Source organism: Pontibacter sp. GD7, assembly GCF_058216375.1.
The window spans coordinates 112807-138544 of sequence record NZ_JBYZMP010000010.1 but is presented as its reverse complement, the minus strand read 5'-3'; the positions used below and the strand labels follow the sequence as shown (position 1 = coordinate 138544).

The 25738-nt window shown below is 46.5% G+C and carries 15 protein-coding genes; 10 read left to right on the top strand and 5 right to left on the bottom strand.

Features of this window, described 5'->3' with window-relative positions:
* Positions 1-68 precede the first annotated feature (68 nt).
* The gene (locus AC4BAP_RS15380) at positions 69-380 is read left to right on the top strand and encodes a hypothetical protein (RefSeq protein WP_490583556.1); all 312 of its coding nucleotides are present in this window, start codon (positions 69-71) and stop codon (positions 378-380) included.
* A gap of 73 nt (positions 381-453) precedes the next feature.
* Here the strand turns inward: AC4BAP_RS15380 and AC4BAP_RS15375 are convergent, their stop codons facing one another.
* Complete coding sequence (locus AC4BAP_RS15375; protein WP_490583555.1) at positions 454-1404, bottom strand: EamA family transporter; 951 nt, start codon at positions 1402-1404, stop codon at positions 454-456.
* Between the two features lie 173 nt (positions 1405-1577).
* Between AC4BAP_RS15375 and AC4BAP_RS15370 the strand changes: the two genes are divergently transcribed.
* On the top strand, positions 1578-4037 hold the full coding sequence (locus AC4BAP_RS15370) for a bifunctional UDP-N-acetylmuramoyl-tripeptide:D-alanyl-D-alanine ligase/alanine racemase (protein WP_490583554.1): 2460 nt from the start codon (positions 1578-1580) through the stop codon (positions 4035-4037).
* A 7-nt stretch (positions 4038-4044) separates the two neighbouring features.
* On the opposite strand, the gene AC4BAP_RS15365 is transcribed toward AC4BAP_RS15370, so the two are convergent.
* The 3 genes from AC4BAP_RS15365 to AC4BAP_RS15355 are packed head-to-tail and all read right to left on the bottom strand — an operon-like array spanning position 4045 to position 7183.
* Positions 4045-5412, bottom strand: coding sequence for a class I SAM-dependent methyltransferase (locus AC4BAP_RS15365; RefSeq protein ID WP_490583553.1), 1368 nt, complete (start codon positions 5410-5412; stop codon positions 4045-4047).
* A 3-nt stretch (positions 5413-5415) separates the two neighbouring features.
* Positions 5416-5559 (bottom strand): hypothetical protein, encoded by a 144-nt coding sequence (locus AC4BAP_RS15360; protein WP_490583552.1) that lies wholly within the window; start codon positions 5557-5559, stop codon positions 5416-5418.
* Positions 5560-5569: 10 nt separating this feature from the next.
* Positions 5570-7183 (bottom strand): hypothetical protein, encoded by a 1614-nt coding sequence (locus AC4BAP_RS15355; protein WP_490583551.1) that lies wholly within the window; start codon positions 7181-7183, stop codon positions 5570-5572.
* 281 nt (positions 7184-7464) lie between these two features.
* On the opposite strand from AC4BAP_RS15355, the gene AC4BAP_RS15350 reads away from it, so the two are divergent.
* The 8 genes from AC4BAP_RS15350 to AC4BAP_RS15315 all read left to right on the top strand — a co-directional run bounded on the left by AC4BAP_RS15350 (position 7465) and on the right by AC4BAP_RS15315 (position 24887).
* A complete protein-coding gene (locus tag AC4BAP_RS15350) occupies positions 7465-7716 on the top strand; it encodes a FeoA family protein (RefSeq protein ID WP_490583550.1) in 252 nt (83 codons plus the stop codon).
* A 9-nt stretch (positions 7717-7725) separates the two neighbouring features.
* Positions 7726-9879, top strand: coding sequence for a ferrous iron transport protein B (gene feoB, locus AC4BAP_RS15345; protein ID WP_490583549.1), 2154 nt, complete (start codon positions 7726-7728; stop codon positions 9877-9879).
* A gap of 1164 nt (positions 9880-11043) precedes the next feature.
* Entirely contained in the window at positions 11044-14250 is a 3207-nt protein-coding gene (locus tag AC4BAP_RS15340) for a SusC/RagA family TonB-linked outer membrane protein (RefSeq protein WP_490583548.1), read from the top strand.
* Positions 14251-14278: 28 nt separating this feature from the next.
* Positions 14279-15802 (top strand): SusD/RagB family nutrient-binding outer membrane lipoprotein, encoded by a 1524-nt coding sequence (locus AC4BAP_RS15335; protein WP_490583547.1) that lies wholly within the window; start codon positions 14279-14281, stop codon positions 15800-15802.
* Between the two features lie 741 nt (positions 15803-16543).
* Complete coding sequence (locus AC4BAP_RS15330; protein WP_490583546.1) at positions 16544-19765, top strand: SusC/RagA family TonB-linked outer membrane protein; 3222 nt, start codon at positions 16544-16546, stop codon at positions 19763-19765.
* Between the two features lie 21 nt (positions 19766-19786).
* Complete coding sequence (locus AC4BAP_RS15325; RefSeq protein WP_490583545.1) at positions 19787-21250, top strand: SusD/RagB family nutrient-binding outer membrane lipoprotein; 1464 nt, start codon at positions 19787-19789, stop codon at positions 21248-21250.
* Between the two features lie 238 nt (positions 21251-21488).
* Positions 21489-23846 carry a TonB-dependent receptor gene (locus AC4BAP_RS15320; protein ID WP_490583544.1) on the top strand — a complete coding sequence of 786 codons (2358 nt, stop codon included), beginning with the start codon at positions 21489-21491 and terminating at the stop codon, positions 23844-23846.
* Positions 23847-23852: 6 nt separating this feature from the next.
* Positions 23853-24887, top strand: coding sequence for a DUF4249 domain-containing protein (locus tag AC4BAP_RS15315; RefSeq protein WP_490583543.1), 1035 nt, complete (start codon positions 23853-23855; stop codon positions 24885-24887).
* A gap of 7 nt (positions 24888-24894) precedes the next feature.
* Here AC4BAP_RS15315 and AC4BAP_RS15310 read toward each other — a convergent pair whose 3' ends face one another.
* Positions 24895-25611 carry an SAM-dependent methyltransferase gene (locus AC4BAP_RS15310; RefSeq protein ID WP_490583542.1) on the bottom strand — a complete coding sequence of 239 codons (717 nt, stop codon included), beginning with the start codon at positions 25609-25611 and terminating at the stop codon, positions 24895-24897.
* Positions 25612-25738: the final 127 nt, after the last annotated feature.

Here is a 25738-nt window from a genome sequence, read left to right as displayed (position 1 = left end):
GGGTTTAAAGTATAACTAATTAGTGTCGTGGCCGTTAAAAATAAGCAGATAAGCAATCAAAAACGGACATGAAAACAATACCGAATATATTTAAAACAGGGGTTGCCGTGGCATTTGCAGCGGTTGTTGGCTTTGGCTGTAACTACGACAGGCCAGCCTCAAACCCCACCGACGATACCAGTACTTCAGAGGCCATTGTAAAGAAAAGCAAAAGTGCCGCTAACCTGAACAACCCTCGTCCGGCACCTATCGGCGATACTTCTGTTACCGCAGAGCAGGCCAACCGCTTTGGTGAGATGCGTCCAAACCAGGACTCAGCGGCAAGGGCTATGCATAAGCTGGATGAGATGAAAAGAAAACAGAAACAGCAAAATCAGTAAAAACTAAAGTATAAAAAAAGCCCTGGCAGTTAGTCAATTGCCGGGGCTTTTTTATGTGCCAGTCTTGATGTGATTACTTGCCAACAGCCGTTGTGCCCACAGGTGGTATTACCAGGCCATCGCCGCTTTTCTTTCGGCCTTTCAGGTTGATATTATAGATAATTACCGAGATAAAAATGGTGATATAGGCCAGAACTTTTAGCGTGGTGGTTTCTTCGCCGAAGTATAAAAAGGCCATTATAAAGTTCAGGATTGGGTTGATGTACATCAGGATGCCAATGGTGCCTGAGGTAAGTTCCTTCAAGGCAAAAAGGTTCAGGAAAAGTGGCAGCACCGTAAAGACCGCGCTTAGCAAGGCTACATTAAAGTAGAAATCATAGCCTAACTCCATCGTGGCGCCCTCACTGAAGAAAGTATAAAACGGGCCTATAAAGGCAAACGAAAGCAGCAGCTGCAAGGTAAGCAGCACGATCTTGTCGTAATCTTTTAGAATGCGCTGCGTGATGAGGTAAAAAGCGTAGCTAAGGGCAATAAACAAACTAAACAGCAGGCTGGTGATTTCCCCGGAACCAACCAAAGCACAACTTACCGCACTCAGGGCAATGGCTACCCACTGGTTCAGTCGCAGTTCCTCCTTCAAAAGTATAAATCCGAGTACAGCCGTAATAATAGGGCAAAGCAGGTAAGAGAAAGAGCCTGTTTGTATGTTGATGTGGTTGATCACATAGATAAACGACAGCCAGTTGACCGTAAGCAAGGCCCCACCCAGAAAAGTATAAAGTATGAATTTGCGCTTTTCAGTGGGCAGGCTGCTTTTTACAAGTGCATAAGTGTTCTTTACCTGTTTCTGCCTGAACAAAGCGCATATCAGCAGCAGCAGCGCCACAGACAGCACCACCCTGAAGTATAAGATCTGTCCGGAGGGGTAGGCTGCCAGGGCTTTTAGCGGGAAAGGAATAAAGCCCCAGATGATAAATGCGCTCAGGCCGGCAGCGTAATATGGTTTTTTGTTAACGGTATCCAACGCAGTAAAAAAGTAAATTGCGCAAAGGTACAGATTGTTGATAGTTAAACAGCGACTGTTAACTTAAAATCCCGGCAGCCCCGGAGCCCTTTAACTTTCTAACTCTTTAACCTTATACCTTTTTAACTTCTAACGCAGCCTCCTATCTTTGGTAAAAGTATAAAACGGATATCATGCTTACATTCGACCAGCTTGCAACAGTAGTACAGGGCAAGGTTGTGCAGTTAGTACAGCCTACAGCGCTTGTGCACCTGCTCACCGATAGCAGAAAACTTTCTCAGCCGGCTGGTACGCTGTTTTTCGCCATCAAGGGCAAGTATAACGACGGACACCGCTACTTACAGCAGTTGTATGGGCAGGGTGTGCGCCAGTTTGTGGTAGAGCAGGGCGATGCTGATACATTAAAAACACAACTGCCAGAGGCAAATATTTTGCTGGTGCGCAACGGCTTGGAGGCTCTGCAAAAACTGGCAGCCTGGCACCGCGAGCAGTTCTCTATACCTTTGGTAGGCATAACCGGCAGCAATGGCAAAACCATTGTAAAAGAGTGGCTGGCGCAACTATTAAGTCCCGATGAACTGGTAGTGAAAAGCCCGAGAAGCTATAACTCGCAGCTGGGCGTGCCACTGAGTGTCTGGCAACTGGAGCCTAACCATACTTTTGGCATTTTTGAGGCAGGTATTTCCCAACCCGGTGAGATGCACAAGTTGCAGCAGATCATCAAACCTACCTTCGGAATTTTTACAAACATCGGCAGCGCGCATAACGAGGGTTTTGACTCGTTGCAGCAAAAGGTTGAGGAAAAAATAACGCTTTTCTCGGAAGTGGAGCTGTTGTTTTATTGCTCCGATTACCCGGAAATTGAGCAAGCGGTTCAGGCGCATGGCATCAGGGCTTTTACCTGGAGCCACAAGCATAAAAACGCTGATGTTTACATTAAAGCCACTACCACCGCCGGGCATAAAACCATTGTAGTTTATACTTATAAGGGGCAAAAGCAACGCCTGGCAATTCCGTTTACCGACGAGGCCTCTGTGGAGAACGCGTTGCACTGCCTGGCTTTTTTATTGTACCGCAACCTGCCACTGGCCGAGATACAGGACCGACTAGACAAGCTGCACCCGGTGGCCATGCGCCTGGAGATGAAGGAAGCCATAAACGGATGCTACCTCATAGACGATACTTATAACAACGACCTTGGCGGTCTGGCCATTGCCCTTGACCTGTTGGCAAGCCAGCCACAACGCGGAAAACGTACCGTTATACTTTCTGATTTGCTGGAGTCTGGGCTGGAGGAGGAGAAGCTGTATAGCAAAGTTGCGGAACTGGTGCAGGCACGCGGAGTGGGATGTCTGATTGCCATCGGTCCGGTTATCAGCAAGTATAAACACCTGTTTCAGCTGCCTGTCGAGTTTTATGCTTCTACCCCGGAGTTTCTGCAGCAGTTCTCGCCGGGCCGGTTCAAAAACGAGGTGATCCTGGTTAAAGGCGCACGCGTGTTCGAGTTTGAGAAGATCGTGCATGCGTTTCAGCAGAAAGTGCACGGCACCGTGCTGGAGGTTAACCTGGATGCCCTGGTGCATAACCTGAACTACTACCGCTCTAAACTTAAGCCCGAAACCAAGCTGATGGTAATGGTAAAAGCCTTTGCCTACGGCAGCGGCAGTTTTGAGGTAGCCAATCTGCTGCAGTTTCATAGGGTAGATTACCTGGCCGTGGCCTATGCCGATGAGGGCGTGATGCTGCGTGAAAATGGCATTACGTTGCCTGTTATGGTCATGAACCCATCGCCGGATAGTTTTGCAAAGATAAAACAGTATAACCTGGAGCCGGAAATATACTCTCTGGAGCTGCTCACTGCTTTTCTGGAATCAACAGAGAAAGAAGAAAGCTACAAGATACACCTGAAGCTGGATACGGGCATGCACCGTCTGGGCTTCGTGGAAGAAGATTTTGACGCGCTATTTGCCCAATTGCGCCATTACCCGAACGTGCAGGTGGTAAGTGCCTTCAGTCACCTGGCCGGAGCCGATGAGGCCTTGCATAACGATTTTTCGCAGCTACAGATCGCCACCTTCCGAAGTATGGCTGCTGAAGTAGAAGAGCGTCTAGGGTACACGATCATCAAACACATCCTGAACTCGGCAGGCATCGTGCGCTTTCCGGAGCACCAGTTGGATATGGTCAGGCTTGGCATTGGCTTGTATGGTGTGGAGGCCACAGGTTCGGAGCAGGAGGCGCTCAGGCCAGTAAGTATACTTAAAACCACCATTTCGCAGGTGAAGCATGTAAAGCAGGGCGACACCGTGGGCTATAGTCGCAAAGGCATTGCTTCCACCGATAAAACCACGGCTACCATCGCCATTGGCTACGCCGACGGCTACGACAGGGGCTTTAGCAACGGAGTGGGCGAGGTAATCATAAAAGGTACAAGATGTCCAATCATCGGCAATGTATGCATGGATATGTGTATGATAGACGTAACCGGCGTTGATGTGAAAGCCGGCGATGAGGTCATACTTTTTGGGCCGCAACTAACGCTGGTAGAGCTGGCGCAGCGCATCAACACTATTCCTTATGAGCTTCTGACGAATGTAAGCACTCGGGTAAAGCGGGTGTTTTTTGCGGAGTAGGTTTGAATTAGCGCTTCTGCATTAAGTATAAAGTTCTTTCGGAGTCTTTTAATTGATGTTTCTGAATAATATGAAAATGGTTTCCGAAGGTATCTGCAAAATCTTCCTCTGTATAAGCATTGAAAACATCCTCCCGGCCCTGCAGCATGCGTTGTACCTGCGAGTCTTCCTTAGGAACAAACTCTATAATTAAATGCTGACACTTAGAGGCCAGTAAACGGGCAACCATAGCAAACGGTATGTTATTGGCAATTGCCAGGTGGTGCACCACTGCTAAGGCCAGGATCGTGTCTGGCTGAATACGCTCTAGTAAGGAGGCTCTCTCTTGGTTACGCCATCCAATGGCAGGGCTTGGGTTTACAATATCCGATACAAGTGGAAGTATAGTTCTGTTACCCTTCGTTTTAAGGTATAGCAGTTCAATCGCCTCAAAGTCAAAATCTGTTGCTATAACCTGCGAGGCATACTTTGCTGCAATCTCACTGAACTTGCCTGTGTTGGCACCAATATCCCATACTTTTGAAGCGTTTATACTTGACAAAAACATCTCAACCAACTCCTCCTTGTGCTGCATGCTGCTGTCGGTGTAGTTGTTGCTCTCTGTGTAGTAGTTGGCCCAGTTAGTTTGCTTTGGTTTCCAAGCCAGCTTGCTTATAGTGACCCTAAGATTAGTTACCAGATGAAGCACATTTTGGCTGGAGCTGTTATTAACGGATGCTGTGCTGGCTTGCTTGTGACTTAACTTCTGTTGTGTTTTGGCGTGCAGATGCACATGTAGCAACAAGCCCACAGAAAAGTATGATTTTGCTGGTAGCAGCTTGCTGGCTAATGGCAACGGAACACCATCCAAGTGGTTTTGCAACAGCCTGATCAGTTCCGGAGATTGGTAAGCTGCCAAAGCAAGAGGCGCTAAAAAATGCTGACAGAACTGCCTGTAAGCTTTCCATGGCTGCCCTTCAGTATGCTTTTCAAAAGATAGGGTATCCATAAAAACAGGCCTTCCATTGTGATAAGTAACATTATACCCACTTGCATCCTTCAACGACATCCCATGCTTAAGCGCCTCCAGTTGTATGTCAAGTGTCAGTAAAGCGGCCTCTTTCAGCTGGCTAAAGCACCACTCAAACGGATAGGAGATTAATGGGATCTCAGCAGGGTATAAAGTATAAACTGGCTGTCCATTGGCTTCCGTTTCAATTTCCTGGTGAGAGACCAACCATCCCTTGTCTGCCAGTGATTTATACAAACCGCTGTCTATCAAAAGCCGGTATTGCTCGTTATAGCCTTGGCTCACGCTTCTGTAAAGGTGGCCATCTTCGCCACGGTATACATAACCGGCCGGATCCCGGAAAGAGCTGTTTGCCGGACTTATCATATATTACCTTTTGCGAAAGAGTTTGGCGAAGAACAGCTTAATGCGTGTCCAGAACAGCTTGATGCCATACAGTGCACCTAGCAAGCCGGCTATCAAAAGCTGGAAAAGCATACTACCGGAACCTGGGTCAATATAGAGTAAGATCATTTATGGGAGGTTATTTTATAGTATCGGTAACATCATAATAGTTAAACCGCTGTTCATAAGCAGAGTAAAACATCTTATCAGGTAACAGGGTGTAGTTGGCACCAAAATAATGATTAAAAACAAACCTGAAGGTGTTAACCGGAGAAATTTCCGGGTATAGACCACGGTGCGCCTCTGAATCCGGGAAATACATTGCGTTTAATATCGACATCCTCTGCGAGTAACCTGCCGCATCCATGTCATCATAGCTAGGCTTTGTCCAGGGACCATGGTCTCCCTGCAAAATAATAACTGATTGCCTGCCTTTGCGCTTTTGTATCGCATCTATCGTTTTAAGCAACTCCTTATTCCCGTAAATTACCTGGTTTGTATACCCTTTGGTAAAATAATCTGTATAGGCCTGTTTATCTGTAAACTTGTGGGTTAAAACCAAAGAAAACGGAGCATTTGGCGTGACTGGTGCACCGGAAGAGTCGAATACGAAAGGAGGGTGTGCAAGCAAAACATGTATAAAGGCCATGACCGGTTTTTTACTTTCAATCTGCAAAGTGCGCGGCTCAGTCAATCCCATCTTCACTTTCTCGCGGTGCTGTTCGTACATATACGATTGAATAAAACCCAGCTTGCCAGAAGTTATGGACTTAACTGTAAAATCATTGTTAAATAAATAAGGCACCACGGAGTTAGCGTAAACAGCGTTGTCCAGCTCTGTGAAGCTAAAGTCAGGCGATAGTGTCAAGTCTGTATTAACTATCCTGGTAAAGTCGTACCCTGAGTTATTATTGACAGTTTTGTATCCTAATCTTTTAAAGTTATTAACTACACTATTGTGTTTTAGTATAGAATGCAGCATACTAACTGTATGTTCTGAAGGCGGAGCCAACTCCTGAAGGTAATTCATACTGAGCGAGGAGGTAATAGAAAGCAGCGATTGGGAATAATTAGAATGACTCTTCTTCGCTACATAAAACCCCCGTTTCTCCAGCTCACTGATAAATGCAGAATTGTCGAAACCAAGCCGATCCCGGAGTATGTCTTCACGGCCGTAGCCATCAAGTATAAAATAGTAAACATCAGGTGGTGCCACAGCGCTTATATCAGTGGCTTGCTTATACTTTTCAATAAAATTCGCTTGGTCAGGGTGTGTGCTGTTTTCAGACTGTTGATAAGAAGCCAGAAGCGTTATGGTCGGCATTAAAAACAAAAGTAGCGAGCCAACTCCTGCCATTTTGCCAAACTTTGCTGCCGAGCTGCGGGAGACACTTTTAAGAACCCAACTCACTAGAATGAAGGTGAGTATACAGGCAGCCATAATGTAGCGGTGCTTGTGCAATTCGTATTCGAATAGCAATACCTGGTCTGTAGCCGCGTATAGCTGGCCATAGGTAAGCGCCATCAGCATCAGGATTGCTGCCAGAATGCCAGATTTGTGTTTGTCTTTAAATATCTTGTAAAATAATGCCCAGGTAACTGAAGTTAGTATAAACACTATCAAAAGAGGGAGCCACACAGTAGCCACATTGGTAAGCCCAATGTTTTGGCTAAAAACGTACAGAACCGGAAACATGGCCACCAGGTAGGGATACACAGGAAGACGGGTTAACTGTGCAAGCTTTTTGACCATATTGACGCTTTATCTGGATTTACAATAGAAAAGGATTTTACAAAGATAAGCAATAGTGTAATCTGTGATGTAGTCGTTGTGGCAATACCATCTAAATTAGATTAACACGCAATCTCTAATCTCCAAAACTCCAATCTGCCTGATTTTCTCATCTCCCCATCTTTAAATTTCCTAATCTACACATTTCCAAAGCCTCAAATTACCAAAACTTTTGCTTTAATCTTGAACACCTTGTAACTTGCGATTGTTTATACACAGTCTAAATAAAAACTGCTAGCGTGGTGCGAAATAAGGTAGAAGAGATGGAGGGACGTAAAAGTGTGCGAGACCTCAATATAGGTGAGAGCGGGGTGATCTGTTGCCTCCAGGATCCTGAGATGGGATTAAAGCTGCTTGAGATGGGGTGTATACCTGGCACTACAGTAAAATTGAACAGCCGCGCTCCCTTCGGTGATCCCGTTACCATTATTGTAAACGACTACACGCTGTCGCTGAGATTAGACGAAGCCGAGACTATTTTGCTTAAGCAGTAATCTAAGTACATGACTGTTATCACTCAGCCTGAAATTGTTAAAACCGAAAAAACTGCCTTAAGCCATGCCAAGGTAAGGGTTGCACTGGTTGGAAATCCTAACTCTGGTAAAACATCCTTGTTTAATCAGCTAACCGGATTGAACCAGAAAGTGGGCAATTTTCCGGGTGTTACAGTTGATAAAAAGACAGGTTACAGCCAGCTTACGCCAAGCCTGCGCGCTGAGATCATCGACTTGCCGGGCACTTACAGCCTGTACCCCAAGTCGCTGGATGAGCGTGTTATAATCGACCTGCTCTACGACCCAGCTTCCAAGCATTACCCTGATCTTGTTATTGTTACCGCAGACGCTTCTAACCTGAAGCGCAACCTGCTGCTATTCACGCAACTGGCCGACCTTAAAATACCGGCAGTATTGGCGTTGAACATGGTGGATGTGGCAGAGCAGGAAGGGGTAAAGATAGATATTGACGCATTGCAGCGTGAGCTCGGTGTTCCGGTTATACCCATGAATGCCCGCAAAGGCGTTGGTGTGGCGGCCCTTAAAATTGTAATGACCCAGCAGCTGGAGGCTACCAGGGTGTCATTTTTCGATATCCCGGAGGAGCTTAAGCCGCTGCTTGAAAGTATAAAGGCAAGGTTCTCCCTGTCTAACGATTACCTGGCGCTCCATTACGCACATCAATATAAGAACCTCCGTTTCCTTTCTGAGGCTGACGTGGCCTGGCTTGAGAAAACGCTGGCCGAATCCGGATTTAACTCTGTAGCATTACAGGCCAGTGAAACCATAGAGCGTTATACACGCATAAATGAGCTTTTGCTTGATGTTGTGCGGGTAGAGAAGGCCACCAAAGACGAGAAGTTCAGCAACCGACTTGACCAGGTTTTAACGCATAAGGTATTTGGTTACCTGATCTTCTTAGTTATCCTGTTTATGATATTCCAGGCGATTTTTGCCTGGGCAAGCTACCCCATGGACCTGATAGATGAAGGCATTGCCGGGCTAAACGGGTTAATACAAAGTAATTTCGATGGGCCATTGATTGACCTGCTAACGGAAGGTGTGATTGCGGGATTGGGAGGCGTGCTGGTCTTTGTGCCACAGATCGCTATCCTGTTTGCTTTTATTGCCATACTGGAGGAAACCGGCTACATGGCCCGCGTTACCTTTATGATGGACAAGATCATGCGCAAGTTTGGTCTTAATGGCAAAAGTGTGGTGCCGCTTATTTCCGGGGTTGCCTGCGCCGTGCCGGCAGTTATGTCGGCCAGAACGATCGAAAACTGGAAAGACCGCATGATAACCATCTTTGTAACGCCATTGATGAGTTGTTCTGCGCGTATTCCGGTGTACACAGTGCTTATTGCGTTGGTTGTACCCGAAACATATTACCTGGGCTTCCTGAACCTGCAAGGCCTTGTGCTGATGGGTTTATACTTGCTGGGCTTTCTGGCTGCCATTTTCTCGGCCTTGTTGCTAAAGGTTATACTTAAAGCCAGAGAGCGTAGCTACTTTATCATGGAGTTTCCGGTGTATAAAATGCCCCGCTGGAAAAACGTTGGCCTTACTATTGTAGAAAAGTCGAAGACGTTTGTGCTGGAAGCCGGTAAAGTAATTGTGGCTATCTCGATCATACTTTGGGTGCTTGCTTCTTACGGGCCGGGTAACAACTTTGAGGTGGCAGAGCAGAAAGCGAGGGCAGAAGCAATACAGGCTAACCTGAACGATACGCAAACCGAAAATCTTGTAGCTTCGCACCAACTGGAGTCATCTTATGCCGGCATTATTGGCCGCACCATGGAGCCTGTTATCAGCCCGCTAGGGTATGACTGGAAGATCGGGATAGCTTTGCTTACATCCTTTGCGGCGCGTGAGGTTTTTGTGGGCACTATGTCTACGATCTATAGTATAGGCGAAGAAGAAAACGTGTCTACTATAAAGGATAAGCTCAAAGCCGAGAAAGACAGTAACGGGGATCCGTTCTTCACACCTGCCCGGGCATTCTCGCTTATGGTGTTCTACCTTTTTGCCATGCAGTGTGTAAGTACGCTGGCCATTGTACGCCGCGAAACCAAAAGCTGGATGTGGCCATTGGCACAGCTGCTTTACATGAGTGGTTTAGCCTATGTTATGGCCTTTATTGTTTATACTATCTTCAGCTAGACTGTTTTTTCCCGATTCATCTTTTTGGCATCCAATCAGATAAGCATCAAGAATGCTTTAAGCCACATATTATAATCTGTGCCAGGCTAAATGTATAGTTATGCACAGTAATGTTTTGCTTTATAATTATAAACAATATTTAAATATTTATAATTAATCTAAATATAAGTGTAACCGCCTGAGCGGCTGATAATTATGATTTGGTTGGCTTTGGTCAATAAATAAGTCATAGGCATATTGATGGCAAAAAAATGCCCGAAATTTGTAAACCAAATAAAAAATGCCTAAACTTGATGTATATCTCACTTTAAACATACATCAACATGGAAAGACTTGCTTTGTCTCTCAATTCGAATCAGCTTTGTAGTACAAGCTCCTCTTTATCTTCTTTTTTTCCTTAAATCTTTAATCTCAGGCACAGAAACAAACGCAATATGGTTTGGGCCATACTTTAGTCGTTTTGTCTTTAGCCTGCCTTTTAGCTGTGGAAGTGCTTCAGGTTTTGAGGCATAGGGGCTGTTTTGTGTTATCCTTCAGCGCTGGCCTTACCTAAGTGTTTTAAAAATACAATTCTACAGTTTTAAAAGGATTTGCACCACACTGATAATACTGCCAATTATTCGCAGTGTTTACATCAGTCAACCTCAAGGTGCAAATGATCTAATGATTGCCGCTTCTGTTTGTGGGTAAGTATAGATTTTATCCAGGTCTAAAGTTTTAATGCCGATACATGTTTGAACAATGATGTTTAACTGTTTACTTTGCGCCTGGGTTTGAAAGAAGTACAGGCAATTCCAGATGAAATAGTTGATTTTAAATAAAGCTTAATAATAAACGATAAAGGCACTGTATGAAGAACAACTACTAAAAGCTAACCAAAAACACGCCCCCTTCCGCTAACGCTGGTGATCTCACGGCCAGCAGGAAGATACACACTACCTGACCACATTGAAAACAAAGATTGGTTTGCCGCTTGGTTAAACCAACTTAAAAAGAACTGCCTTGTACCCTTGCCTGAGCAAGTTATGTGGCAGTTAGAGCGCCCCCGGTGTTAAGCACCCGCAAGGTGATTTAACATTTTGCTTCTGGTAACAATGCAGGTTTTTAACCTGGCCGGAAGAGAGAATTACTTTTTAATCAATTAACCTTAAACCAAACAGAATAATGAAAAAGATAGTACTTCTATGTCTATTCTTGCTTTCTGCTCTAGTGCCTGAAACAATGGCTCAGAGTAGGGCTATCACCGGTAAGGTGACAGATGCTACCTCAGGCCAGGCCTTGCCTGGGGTTACGGTATTAGTAAAAGGTACAACAGTAGGTACTGCCACATCAGCAGATGGTACTTACTCGCTAAATGCGCCAGAAGGTAGTAATACGCTGGTATTCAGCTTTATTGGTTACCAAACCATTGAGCGCGCTATCGGCTCTAATAATACAATAAACGTAAGCCTGCCGCTAAACACACAGCAACTAAGCGAAGTTGTGGTAACGGCTCTTGGTATCCAGCGTGAAGAGAAATCTATCGGTTATGCTGCTCAGAAAGTTGGCGGCGACGAGCTAAGCCAGGTACGTGAAACCAACGTGGTTAACTCACTTTCTGGTAGAGTTGCCGGTGTGCAGGTTGGTACAAACTCTGGCGCTATGGGTGGTTCTGCAAAAGTTACCATGCGTGGTGTTAGCTCTATCAACGGCGATAACAACGCCCTTTTCGTAGTGGACGGTGTTCCGATCTCAAACTCAAACACTAACTCTGTTGATCAGCAGCGTGGTGGCGGTGGTTACGACTACGGTAGCCCGATCCAGGATATCAACCCGAACGATGTTGCTGAAGTAACTGTACTGAAAGGTGCGGCTGCTACTGCGCTTTATGGTTCGCGTGGTGCCAATGGTGTGATCATGATCACTACTAAAAAAGGCTCTAAGAAAGATGGTATCGGTGTAAATTATACTTTAGGTTACACTATGGATAAAGTATATAAGCTGCCTAACTACCAGAATACATATGGTGGTGGTTTCGGCTTTACTAAACTTTACAAGAATGAGAACCCAGAAGCCTTCCCTGAAGGAAGAGACGGTGCCTACAACGACAACGACGGCAAAGGCAGCTATGACCTTGTTCCGGACTACAACGTGGACGAATCTTGGGGACCTAAGTATGAAGGACAACTGTACCGCCCTTACTGGAGCTGGGACAAAGACAGCGGCAACCCTAACTTCGGTGCGTTAGCCAAGTGGGAAGCGCAGCCAGACAACATTAGAAACTTCTTCGAGACTGGTAAAACACTTACAAACACGATCGCTTTTGATGGTGCAAACGAAAAAGGATCTTTCCGTTTGTCATACTCAAACCTTGATCAGAACTTCATTCTGCCAAACTCTAAGCTTAACCGTCATAACTTAGGCTTTAACGGTGCTTTAAACCTGAATGAGAAACTTACAGTTTCTGCAAGCGCAAACTATGTAACACACGAGGCGGTTGGTCGTCCGGGTACTGGTTACGACGGAAACAACCTGATGCTGCAGTTTACGCAGTGGGGGCAGCGCCAGCTGGACATCGACCGTGCTAAAAACTACATGCTACCTGATGGTACGCAGCTTACATGGAACCGTACTGCCTGGGATAACCCTAAGCCAAAGTATACGGACAATCCATACTGGATCCGTTACATGAGCTACCAGAACGACGGTAGAAACAGAATCTTCGGTAACGTTTCTGCTAACTACAAGCTTACTGACAACATCACAATCGATGTAAGAAGCTCTACGGATACTTACTCTGAGACGCAGGAAGAGCGCATCGCGATCGGTTCGCAGTCTATCCCGTCTTACAGCCTGTACAAGATCAACTTTATGGAGAACAACTTGCAAGGTGTAGTTAACTATAACAAAGACCTTAGCGAGACTTTCTCTTTGAACGCCTATGTAGGTGCCAATAGAATGAAGCAGAACCGTGCGACTATGTTTGGTACAACTGTAGATGGTCTTAGCTCTGCAGTATACAACCTGAGCGCGTCAGTTGGTAACCCACGCGTTTCTGAAGGTAAATCTGAAAAGCAGATCAACTCAGTGTTTGGTAGTGCGTCATTGGGTTACAAGGATGTTCTTTTCTTAGACATTGCTGCCCGTAACGACTGGTCTTCTACACTTCCTGCTGGTGAGAACTCATACTTCTACCCATCTGTGTCTGCCTCTTATGTATTCACAGACCTGATCGGTGCTTCTTGGCTGAACATGGCTAAAGTACGTGCTGCGGTAGCGAAAGTAGGTAACGATACAGATCCTTACAACACATTGCTTTCTTACAGCCTGAACCAGCCATTTGGTAACTACTCTAGAGTATCAGTGCCAAACACACTGCCAAACAACGAGCTTAAGCCAGAGATCACTACAGAGTACGAAGTAGGTGCCGAGTTCAGATTGTTTGATGACAGATTAGGTACAAACTTCTCTTATTACAACAGACAGACTGAGAACCAGATCCTTGCTATCAGCCGTTCTGCTGCCACTGGTCATACTTTCAAGTATGTGAACGCTGGTCTTGTAGAGAACAAAGGTGTTGAATTGAACGTGTATGGCACGCCAATCAGAACAAACGACTTCTCTTGGGATGTGAACGTGAACTGGGCTAAGAACGACAACAAGATCGTGAAGCTGACAGATGAGCAGAAGACAATCGTACTTGTAAACGCTCCTTTTGCAGTACGTCTTGAAGCACGTGAAGGTGAGTCATTTGGTTCTATCGTAGGTTATGACTATGTATATGACGACAAAGGCAATAAAGTTGTTGGTTCTAACGGTTACTACCTGAGATCAAGTGAGCAGAAAGTAATTGGTTCTGTATTGCCTGACTTCACTGGTGGTGTTACGAACACATTCCGTTACAAAGGCGTTACGCTTTCTGCCCTTGTAGACTTCCAGAAAGGTGGCGACTTCTTCTCTACTACACAGATGTGGGGTAAATACTCAGGTATCCTTGCAGAGACTGCAGAAGGCGACATCAGAGAGAACGGTATGGTTACACCAGGTGTATTGGCTGATGGCAGCGAGAACAAGAAAGTTGTTTCTGCTGGTAACTACTTCTTCTACAACGCTGGTTACAGAATCGCTGCTGCTGATATCGTAGATGCAAGCTATATCTACCTGCGTGAGATGTCTCTTGGTTACTCTCTGCCAAGCACTTTAGTAAGCAAGACACCTTTCAGCAATGTGAAGCTTTCGTTTGTGGGTAGAAACCTTTGGTTGATCAGCTCTAACTCTGAGCACATCGACCCATCAAACATCACAAACTCTATCACTAACATTCAAGGTTTAGAGGGTGGTGCACTTCCATCAGTTCGTTCTTATGGTTTCACGCTATCACTAGGTCTATAATCTTACTTGTTTAATAAGAATTATCAATATGAAATTATATAAGAAAATATTGCTAGGTGCAGCATTTGTTTCACTCACGGCTTCTTGTACAGAAGGTTTTGAGGAGATGAACGTTAACCCGAACCAGCCGGGAACGGCTACTTCGGCACAACTACTGACAACTGCACAATATAACTTTGCCGGAAATATCGGTGACGCCTGGAATAACGGCCGTATGGGCATGTACTATTCTCAGTACTGGGCATCTACATACTATGCAGACGAAAGCCGTTACCAGATCCGTGAGGGTTCTAACAACACGATGTGGAATGAGTTCTACGCAAATGTGTTGAGAGAACTGGTAGAGGCACAGAAAATCGAGATGGAGGCGCAGGTAGTTGGTTTCGAGAATAGAATTGCTATTGCCGAGATCATGAAGGTATTAACTTACCATTACCTGTCTGATATCTACGGTGGCCCGATCCCTTATGAGCAGGCTATCAATGATGAGATCGCAACTCCTGTTTACAACACAGGCCCTGAAGTATACAAAGGCCTGTTGAGCACGCTGGAGGCGCAGATCGCCAAGCTTGATCCATCTAAGCCAGGCTTTGCCAAAGGCGATGTGATCTATGGCGGCAATGTGATGATGTGGAAGAAGTTTGCGAACTCACTTCGTATGAGAATCGCGCTTCGCATGATCGATGTAAACCAGGCGGATGCAGTGACTGCTATCAAGAAGTCACTTGATCCTGCAAATGGTGGCATCATTTCCAGCAACGCTGAAAGCGCGATGTTCCGTTGGTTGTCTAGCCCTCCGAACAACAACCCGCTTAACGAAGCTTACAAGACACGTGTTGACTTTGCAGTTTCTGAGCCATTTGTTGATTACCTGAAGAAGTATAACGACCCAAGACTGGCAGTTTATGCTGACCCATTGAACAACAAAGGCGTGGCTATACTTGATGCTGCAGGTAACAAGCAGTATGTAGGTGAGGTTTACGGCCTTGATGGTAGCAGCGGTACATCTAACGGTGATACTAAGATCGTAAGCTTACCAAGCAGCTATATGATCGGTGCTACGGCTCCAACTATAATCCTGGATTACTCAGAAGTTGAGTTCATGCTGGCTGAGATCGCTGCCAGAAACCTTTCTGTAGGTTTGTCAGGTACAGCAGCTGAGCACTATGCAAAAGGTATCAAGGCGTCATTTGACTTTACTGGCCTGAGCAATGATCAGTATACAGCTTACCTTGCGCGTGTGCCTTATGTAGCTACAAACCTTGAGACTGCGCTAGACGCGATCGGTTCTCAGAAGTGGATCGCTATGTATGGCCAGGGTATCCAGGGCTGGTTAGAAAGACTGAGACTGGATTTCGAAGACCCTTATACAGATGAGGAGATCTTTGCACTTCCTGCAGACGGCTCACTTGACCCAGAGGTAGAAACAGTACCTTTCAGAATGTCTTACCCAGTTATCGAGGGTTCTCTGAACACTGAGAACTACAAGAAAGCGGTTGCCGTGTTCGGCAAGAACAGCAAAGGCGTAAAAGCCTGGTGGGATGTTAAATAGTAACTTAAGTTGCTATTGATAAAAAAGTAATAAAGTAGATAGATAGATAAGAATACTAGGTAGTAGTCTTCTTCATTGAGCAAAAGCCATCGGATTCCGATGGCTTTTCTTTTTTATAGGTGGTTTGAAATTTTCAGGGAATGGATGATTGGAAGGCCTACTAAGTTTAAACACAAAATGCCCTATTCTGAAAGATTAAAACAACATTAAACTCAGATTAAAAAAAGATTAAAAATAGCTTGTGATTGTGCCTTATTTTTCCAATATTCGTTCTGTCTCAACTTAAACAAGCTAATACTATGAATTACATCTCTACAAAAGCGACCAGCACCTGACAAAGGTGATACAAGCCTGATCCAGACAGGCTATTTTTTTGCGTTTAGCTGCTCCATACTCTTTCCTTCCTAATCTACTTCCCTGTTACAGGTTTCTTCTAGACAGCCAGGTAACACACATTATCAGTTAATTTTTCTGCTTTCCGGTGACCCGCATACCATCAAAAGTATCGTGGTTCTAAAACTGGTTACTATTTATCAGGTTTGTGCGTGTTTATATGTAAAACGCGCATTAGATTGTGTGCCTTGTGTTGCGATATGCCGACAACCTGGTTGTTTTTGGTAGTTTCCAGTTTTTTTATTGTGTAATAGTTATAAAAGTGCAGTATAGTATGGTTCAGGCACATGCAAGACCATGCATATTGTACTTATAAGTGCATTACTAAACCTTAAAACAATAAACACAATGAAGAAAACCTTACTCTTATGCTTCATCCTGGTATCTGCCTTGCTGCAACAAGCAATGGCCCAGGTGAGGACAGTTACTGGTAAAGTAACTGATGCAACAACAGATCAGCCATTGCCTGGTGTGGCTGTTCTGGTTAAAGGTACATCTGCAGGTACCGCCACCGGAGCCGACGGCAGTTATTCCTTAAATGTGCCCGAAGGTGGCAGCACACTCGTATTCAAGTTTATCGGTTATCAAACGTTAGAGCGATCGATCGGGAACGCCTCTAATATAAACATAGCGCTACCGCTGGATACAAGACAACTGGATGAAGTTGTAGTAACTGCGCTTGGCTATCAGCGTGAGAAGGAAACACTGCCCTATGCGGTTGGTGCCGTTAACAGCGAAAATCTTACCTATGCCAAATCCAACGACGTAAGTACTGCGCTTGTTGGTAAGGTAGCCGGTATACAGGTACAAGGTTCGCCAAGCTCCAACTTCGATAACGGCAGCATCGTGATCAGGGGTGCAAATAGCCTAAACACAAGTCAGCCTCCGATCTATGTTGTAGATGGTACCATTACCGATCAGAACTCGGTGATTATGGATAACGTGGAGAGCATTTCTGTGCTGAAGGGTGCGGCAGCAACTGCCCTTTACGGCCAGCGCGCAACCAACGGTGTGGTTATGATCACAAGTAAAAAAGGCACGCGCGGCACACCAACAGTGGAGTTAAACCTTTCCGCTGCTTTTGAAAACCCATCGGTAATGATGCCTTATCAAAATGAGTATGCGGGTGGTTATTCCTCTAATGCCAGAACTCCTGGCTCTACTTACGACAGTGAAGGCTACTACATTTTCAAGTATAAACCAGGGGTACACCCGGAAAGCTGGGCCTCGTTCAATGGCCAGCGCATACTGGATTATGGTGCGGATGAGAGCTGGGGACCAAAAATTAACGGGCAGCTTTACAGACCTTACTGGTCGTGGTACCCTGGAGCTGATTTTGGAAAACTGGTGCCGCTTACAGCACAGCCAGACAACGTGAAAAGCTTCTACCAAACAGGGGCAAACTATAACAACAGCATTGCGTTCAGCGGTGGCGCCGACAACTTTATGTACCGCCTCACTTATGCCAACCAGAACCGTACGCTTATTATCCCGAATGCGGAGCGTAACCAGCATCAGGTTGGCCTGAACACTTCACTGGACATCACTAAAAAGCTAACAGCCTCCGCCGACCTGTCTTTTACCTCTAACAGGCAGGATGGCCGCCCACAGGAGGGCTACCGCCTGGATGGTCTGAACGTGACGCAGAACTTTAACCAGTGGTTCCAGCGCCAGCTTGACTTCGAAAGACTGAAGAGCTATAGAAACCCGGACGGCACATTGCAGTCATGGAACATCGGCGACCCGAATGGTACCGGTAACCCTGATCTGTACCTGGCCCCTCAGTACTGGGATTCTCCATACTTTGTGGTGAATGAGAACTATGGTACCTCAAACTCAAACCGAATTGTTGGTAACCTGGGCCTGAACTATAAGATCAACGAGCACTTTAGCTGGCAGTCTTATGCCCGTATGAGCCAGAGAAACTCTGAGGGTGATTTCAGGATCGCTTCAGGTGGTTTGAATACAGATGGTTACTCCATTTATCAGTTAAGTGACCGTGAGATGAACTATGAGACGAACGTACTGTACAAGCGCTCGTTCGGTGACATCACGGTTGATGCCATGGTTGGTGGCAACCTTCGCAAGAACTACTACAATGAGCTGGAAGAGGAAACACAGGGTGGTCTGAGCTTCCCTAACACATTCGATATCAAGTATTCCATTGCGCGTCCGCTTGTAACGCGTGGCTATAGCAAAAAAGAGGTTCGCAGTGTATATGGCAGGGCTTCCTTCGGTTATAAAAGCTTCCTGTTCCTGGATTTAACCAGCAGAAACGACTGGTCTTCTGTACTGCCGGTTAAGAACAACAGGTTCTTGTACCCATCTATTGGTGGTAGCTTTGTGTTTACAGAGGTTATCAACAACGAGGCCTTCAAAAACATACTTACCAGCGGTAAACTTAGAGCATCCTGGGCACAGGTTGGTGCAGACTTGAACCCATACTCTGTGTTTACAGCTATCGACAGCGAGCCTCCTTACGGTACTACACCGTCAGCACAGATCGGTGACGAATTCAGATCTGGTAATATTATGCCTGCCCTAACCACCTCGAAAGAGATTGGTACCGACCTGCGCTTCTTCAACGCTATTGGCATAGAATTTACTTACTATCAGGACGACAACAAAGACCAGATCCTGAGCCTTAACATTGACCCATCCACAGGCTTTAGCCAGTACCAGATAAACGCCGGTAAAATTCAGCGTAGAGGTATTGAGGCAAGTATAAACGCTACGCCATTCAGAGGTGACTTTACCTGGGATGTTACCCTGAACTTTGGCAGAAACCGCTCTAAGATCGTTGAACTGGCGGACGGACTCACAAACTACCTGGCATCTACACAGCGTAACGATACCCGTTTGGAGCACCGTGTAGGTAAAGAGTGGGGTATGCTGGTAGGCCGTATGTGGCAGCGCGACGAGCAGGGCCGTGTAATCGTTGGCTCTAATGGTATCCCGCTTTACGATATCAATAAAGAGAGAGGTACTATCCAGCCAGACTTCACAGGAGGTTTATTCAACAATTTCAGCTACAAAGGCATTAGCCTTGCTTTCTCCATCGACTTCCAGCAAGGCGGTCTGTTCCACTCGCTTACTAAAATGTATGGCTACGGAGCTGGCTTGCATAAAAACACAGTTGGCGTAAACGACCAGGGCCACGATTGGAGAGACTTCCCGTCTAATGGCGGTGGTATCCTGATACCTGGCGTATATGCGGCGGGCACTAAGATCAACGGTGAGGACGTAGGCGGCAAGCCAAACGCAACCTACATTCCGGCCAGAACATACTTCTATACTTCGTTGCAGCGCGACAATATAAACTCTAACGTGATCGATGCTTCTTACCTGAAGCTGCGTGAGGTTCGCTTAGGATATGAGCTTCCGAAATCTGTGCTGGGCAGCATGATCAAGAGTGCGAACCTTGGCCTGATGGTTAGCAATGCATGGCTGATCAGTGCACCGGGCAAAGAGTTCGGTATCGACCCATCTGAGCTTGAGAACACCTGGTACGAGGGCGGCCAGCTGCCATCAACCAGAACTATGGGGGTAAACCTTAGAGTAAGACTGTAACCATCAAAAAGATTTAATCCCATGAAAAATAAATTCTTATTCTTCTTTGCGCTGGTTTTTGCCTTAGTGGCATGCGACCCTAGCGACTTTGACGACACCAACGTGGACCCTAGAAGGGTAACGGAGGCACCAACGCGCACCTTGCTTACCTTTGCGCTGCAGCAATTGCCCTTTACCACCTGGAACACTCCCATACGCAACGTAGGCGGTTACTCCACGGTGCACATGAATTTCTATGCACAGTATCTGTCTGAGGGGCCATACCCGGCTGCATCGCTTTACAATACCAGAAACCTGTCCTGGACAGTATGGTACACAGGTCCGCTTTACAACCTGCAAACCATCGTCAACCTGAACAATGAAGACAGTAAACTGGCCGACATTGGCAACGGTTCTAAAAACAACCAGATTGCAGTGGCCCGTATCCTGAAGGCATATTATTTCTGGTTCCTGACGGATATTTATGGTGATATCCCATACTCTGAGGCCCTGAAAGGCAATGAGGTGCTTCAGCCAAAGTTTGATAAGCAGCAGGACATTTATACTGATCTGTTTAAAGAGCTGACCGAGGCACAGGCCATGATCAATATGGGGGAGCCTGGTGTAACCGGAGATATTCTGTTAGGTGGCGACATGGCTGCTTGGAAGCGTTTTGCCAACACAACCCGCCTGATGATGTCGTTGCGCCTGATGAAGGTAAACCCGGCTAAAGCACAGACGGAGATGACCGCAGCTATCAATGCTGGTGTTGTGGAGAGCAACGCACAGAACATTACCTACAAGTTTATCGGAAGCGACCCGAACAACTGGAACCCGTGGTACGAGAACTATTCCAACGACAACCGTAACGACTATGCCATAAGCGACAAATTGGGTAACTACATGAATACCACGAATGACCCGAGAGTAAAAATTTATGGCGAAGTGCTGAATGGTGAGGTAAAACCACTGCCATACGGTAGTTCTGCGGCTAAAAACATACCGGGCATTTACAGCCGTATAGGTGCCGCACTTCAGGCGGCTGATGCCGTTGCGCCGATCTATACTTATGCGCAGGTATTATTTGCTAAAGCCGAGGCGGTGAACAGAGGCTTTACCGTGCCGGGTGCCACAACTGCGGCAGACCTGTACTATGAAGGTATAAAGGCGTCGTGGCAATTCTGGAATGTGTACGATGCAAATAAATACGCAACATTTATTGCCCAGCCAGAGATTGCCTATACCCCTGCCACCGGACTGGAGAAGATCATCACGCAGAAATGGGTGCACCTATACCAGAATGGCTTTGAGGCCTGGACGGATTGGAGGAGAACAGGTTTCCCTGCGCTTACGCCTGCCCCGGACGCCGTAGACTCAAGAGGCATTCCACGCAGAATGGGCTATCCATCAAATGCCAGAGCGCTTAATCAAACAAACTATGACGAGGTGATCAAGCGCCAGGGTGCAGACCACAACTATACCCGTGTTTGGTGGGATGTACAGTAATAGTTATAAAATGTGAATGATAAGGTAGATAATAAGAATACTAGGTAGTAGTCTTCTTCAATGGGCAAGAACCACCGGTCTCCGGTGGTTTTTTCTTTTTTTATAGATACCAGGTAGTTTTATGTAAGTAGCTGTATATGAGTTTGATTGTGCTGGATATGTATGGTGTGGTTTTGTCTTGGGTTGAAGTTTAGACATTAAATCAATATATTCAGTTTTATATATAAAGTATAACCGCATGCTACAAAAAGTATTCACCGGCATACTTCTGTTGTTATTACTAATTCAGAGTGTGGCGGCGCAACAAGCAGAAAACAAACAGTTTAAGCTAACCGGTATCATAATGGATGCCGCAGGGGAGCGCCTTAGTGATGCCTATGTTTTTATCTCGCCAGGAGAGCAGGGGGTGGTTACCAACAAGCAGGGCAGGTTTAGTATAAAACTAGAGAAGGGTACCTATGAACTGGTGTGTCAGTACATCGGCATGGCACCGCTGAAAGAGACAATTATACTTGACGGGAATAAGGAGGTTGTATTAATACTCGGGCAGCAGAATGTAAGCCTGAAGCAGGTCGAGATCACCACCAATTCCATCGTGGACCTGAACTCGGTGCGCATGGGCAGCAGCCACATGGACCAGAAACTACTAACACGCATGCCGAAGTTAATGGGGGAACCGGATGTGATGAAGGCGGTGTCGGCATTGCCCGGTGTGGTAAATGCGGGTGAGGGCACAAGCGGCTTTTTTGTGCGTGGCGGCAGCGCCGACCAGAACCTGGTACTGATGGACGGTGCACCGTTGTTTAATGCGAGTCACTTATTCGGGTTTTTCTCAGTGTATAACCCGGATGTGCTTAAAAGCTTTGAGCTGCACCGCAGCGGTGTGTCGGCAACTTACGGAGGGCGAATCTCGGCTATACTTGATGTAAAGATGCGGGATGGCAACTCCGAAAAAATGAAGTATGAGGCGGGCATCACACCGATTACAGCCAAGCTGAGCATGGACGGCCCTTTGTCTGAGAAGGCCACTGTGCTGCTGGCTTTCAGGGGGGCTTACCCGGATTACCTGCTCAAAATGTTTCCGGGGAATAACGTCAAAAACAGTTCGGGTTTCTTTTACGATGGCAACCTGAAGCTAAAGTATAAACTGAACGAAAAAAACAATGTCAGCTTTTCGGCCTACCACAGTGCCGACGGGTTTAAGTTTCCGTATGACACCACTTACCACTGGAATAATACATTAGGCTCCCTGCGCTGGAACCACTTGTTTTCCGATACATTTACCGGCTCGGCCACGCTCGTGAAAAGCGTTTACACGAATACCGTGGCGGGACTTGCCACCGGCGAAGAGTTTGAGTTGAATTCCGGAATTGACCTGTCGCAACTAAAAGTGCATTTCGGGTACTTTGGCAAAAAGAATCACCTGATAGATTTTGGCGGGGAGGTATCTTACTACGCCATCCAGCCCGGCGACCTGGTGCCTTCCGGTACCTCTAACCTAAACAGGCGCACCTTACCAGATGACAACGGCTTTGAAAGCGCTGTTTACCTGAACGATGAGATAAAGCTGAATGACAGGATATCCTTTGCTCTGGGGGTGCGCTATGCCCGTTTCGCTAAGATCGGCCCATCGGATGTTTACCTCTACGCTGAAGGCAGGCCAAGGGACGATAGAAGTATAGTGGACACACTACATGTTGGAGCAGGTGAGGTTGTGCAGACATACCAGGGGCTGGAGCCCCGTGCCTCCTTTAAACTCTCTTTAAGCAAGAATGCCTCCGTAAAAGCAGGTTTCAGCAGGACCAGGCAGTTTATCCAGCTCATCTCCAACACGGCTGCCATTACACCGGTGGATGTCTGGAAACTGTCGAATAGATATATTAAACCGCAGGTGGCAGACCAGGTATCGGTGGGTTACTTTTACCTGCAGCCAGACAACAGGTATGAGTTTAGCTGGGAAGTATACTACAAAGAACTCTACAACCAGATCGATTATAAGGATGGCGCCGTGCTGTTGCTGAACCCTGCCCTGGATGCTGATCTTTTGTTTGGTGATGGCTATGCCTATGGCTCAGAATGGATGTTTAAAAAGAACCAGGGCAGGCTTACCGGCTGGGTAAGTGCAACCTATTCCCGCTCGATGAGAATGATAAAAGGAGAGACCAGGGAAGAGACGATAAACGACGGCGATCCATACCCGACCAATTATGACAAGCCGGTAAACCTGAACATCTTCGCCAATTACCAGGCCTGGCCAAAATGGACGGTGTCGGCAAACTTTACCTATACCACAGGCAGGCCCATCACTGCGGCAGACTCCTGGTACAGGTATAACGACCAGATATTTGCAAACTACGTGGGCCGCAACCAGCAGCGCATGCCCGACTACCACAGGCTTGATGTATCGCTAAACCGTGAGCCGATCATTAAAGAGAAAGCAGTGTATGAGTGGGGCTTCTCTGTGTACAACCTTTATAGCCGGAAAAATGCCTACTCAGCTTTATTCCAGCACTACTATGGGGCGCCTCCCGGGGCATTTAAGCTTTCCATTATCGGGGTGCCGGTGCCATCTGTAAACTTCAACGTTAAATTTTAGCCAGCCATGCTGAAACAAACTTTTTTAGTGGTGTTGATACTCCTGCTAACAGGATGCATAGACCCTATTGATATCAAAAACAGCCAGCAGGAAAGCCACCTGGTGGTAGAGGCCGCATTCACCAACGACCCGGAACACAACTATGTGCGGCTTACATACTCCCGGCCTTATGCAGAGCCATACATGAAGTATGAAAAGGACGCTACAGTTTCGGTGCACAGTAACAACGGCGAAGTATACGGCTTTGCCTACGATGCGACTACGAACACTTATTACCCAACTGCCGGTGCCGCCGCGTTCGGCACCCCTGGGCAGGCTTATATGTTAAAGATTACGCTGGGGCCAAGGGTATATCAGTCGGAGTGGGTAACCATGAGAAACCCTGTCCCGATAGACACGGTGCATTTCGAGATCGATGAGCAGCAGTTTGCCTTTAAAGGCGACCGTAAAAAAGAGTTGTACCCTGGCTACCGCGTGCTGGTAAACTACCAGGACCCGGCAGAAGAAAAGAATTTTCTCAGGTGGTCTTTCTTCACTGAGTTTGAGGTAGCCACTCAGCCCTGGGACTATGTAAATGAAGACGGGATTGCAATACCTAAAAACTGCTGTGCCAAGTGCCTGCTGACCGAGAAACTGGACAGGTTTAAGGTAATAGATGACCGCCTTTCAAACGGGAAACATGTAATTAACCAGGAAGTGCTGTTCGTGCCCTTTTACCGTTACTTAGGTGTTAAGAATAAGCTAAAAGTATTTCAGTACTCCGTAACCGAAGAGGCTTATGAATTTTACCGGCTCATGGAACAGCAAAAAGAGGCTACCGGTACCGTTTTTGACCCGCCTCCGGCAAGGATAGTTGGCAACATGAGAAACGTGAACAGCGAAGATGAGCAGGTGATCGGCTTTTTTGATGTGGCCTCGGTGGTGACAAAGCAGGTAACCATTCTGCGCGACGATATCAACCACAATTTCCTGCCCTATAAATTCCCCGACGACTGCCGTGTACTGCCCAACGCTACAAGCAAAATTCCAGCAGACTGGTAAAGTATGGCTACCGGTAGATCAGGAAAACCGCAGGCTGCTTGTGTATGTCGGGTAGCTTGCCTTTCCATTGCTGTATGGTTTTGGTCTGGATGAACTCGTGCTCCGGAGAGGTGATATTGGCGGCAATGCAGAGTTTTGTTTCTGGGTGTAGCGTAGATAAAAGATCCTCAAGGAGTTTGTTATTGCGGTAAGGCGTTTCCATGAATATCTGCGTCTGGTTGCGCTGTTGCATCTCTTTCTCCAGTTGGCGCAGCGCCTGCAGCCTGTCGCGCTTTTCTATGGGCAGGTACCCATGGAAGGCAAACTGCTGCCCGTTAAAACCACTGGCCATCAGGCTTAGAAGTATAGCCGATGGTCCGGCAAAAGGCACTACTTTTATACTTTTCTGGTGCGCGTACTTTACCACCTCCGCACCGGGGTCAGCTATGCCGGGGCAGCCAGCCTCCGAAATGATACCAGCATCAATCCCTTTTTCCTGCAGTGGCTTAAGCGAGGCCTGCACCTGTGCCGGCGTAGCATCCTTATCTACCTGCACAAACGTTAGCTGCTCAATTACCAGATCCGGGCAAATGCTTTTTACATAGCGGCGGGCCGTGCGCAGGTTCTCCACGATAAAGTATGTCAGGTGCTGCACCGTTTCCTTTACCTGCGGCGATATTACCTGGTCTTGTGTGTTTTCTGCCAGTATAGTCGGTATCAAGTATAAAGTGCCGGTCTTTTTCATAAAGCAAAGGTAGGGGTTTAATTGTTGACCACAGATTAAGGGGATTCAATTGATTAGTGGGATTACCTTATTGTATAGGATTTATGTAGAGACGCAATATTTTGCGTCTTTTTTGAATCAGGATGAA

Bases quoted from the DNA above. Each gene is read 5' to 3' on its own strand.
- AC4BAP_RS15370 (WP_490583554.1), top strand. From the start codon at position 1,578: ATGCTTACATTCGACCAGCTTGCAACAGTAGTACAGGGCAAGGTTGTG.
- AC4BAP_RS15320 (WP_490583544.1), top strand. From the start codon at position 21,489: ATGCTACAAAAAGTATTCACCGGCATACTTCTGTTGTTATTACTAATT.
- AC4BAP_RS15325 (WP_490583545.1), top strand. From the start codon at position 19,787: ATGAAAAATAAATTCTTATTCTTCTTTGCGCTGGTTTTTGCCTTAGTG.
- AC4BAP_RS15355 (WP_490583551.1), bottom strand. From the start codon at position 7,183: ATGGTCAAAAAGCTTGCACAGTTAACCCGTCTTCCTGTGTATCCCTAC.
- feoB (WP_490583549.1), top strand. From the start codon at position 7,726: ATGACTGTTATCACTCAGCCTGAAATTGTTAAAACCGAAAAAACTGCC.
- AC4BAP_RS15330 (WP_490583546.1), top strand. From the start codon at position 16,544: ATGAAGAAAACCTTACTCTTATGCTTCATCCTGGTATCTGCCTTGCTG.
- AC4BAP_RS15380 (WP_490583556.1), top strand. From the start codon at position 69: ATGAAAACAATACCGAATATATTTAAAACAGGGGTTGCCGTGGCATTT.
- AC4BAP_RS15340 (WP_490583548.1), top strand. From the start codon at position 11,044: ATGAAAAAGATAGTACTTCTATGTCTATTCTTGCTTTCTGCTCTAGTG.
- AC4BAP_RS15335 (WP_490583547.1), top strand. From the start codon at position 14,279: ATGAAATTATATAAGAAAATATTGCTAGGTGCAGCATTTGTTTCACTC.
- AC4BAP_RS15310 (WP_490583542.1), bottom strand. From the start codon at position 25,611: ATGAAAAAGACCGGCACTTTATACTTGATACCGACTATACTGGCAGAA.
- AC4BAP_RS15365 (WP_490583553.1), bottom strand. From the start codon at position 5,412: ATGATAAGTCCGGCAAACAGCTCTTTCCGGGATCCGGCCGGTTATGTA.
- AC4BAP_RS15315 (WP_490583543.1), top strand. From the start codon at position 23,853: ATGCTGAAACAAACTTTTTTAGTGGTGTTGATACTCCTGCTAACAGGA.
- AC4BAP_RS15360 (WP_490583552.1), bottom strand. From the start codon at position 5,559: ATGATCTTACTCTATATTGACCCAGGTTCCGGTAGTATGCTTTTCCAG.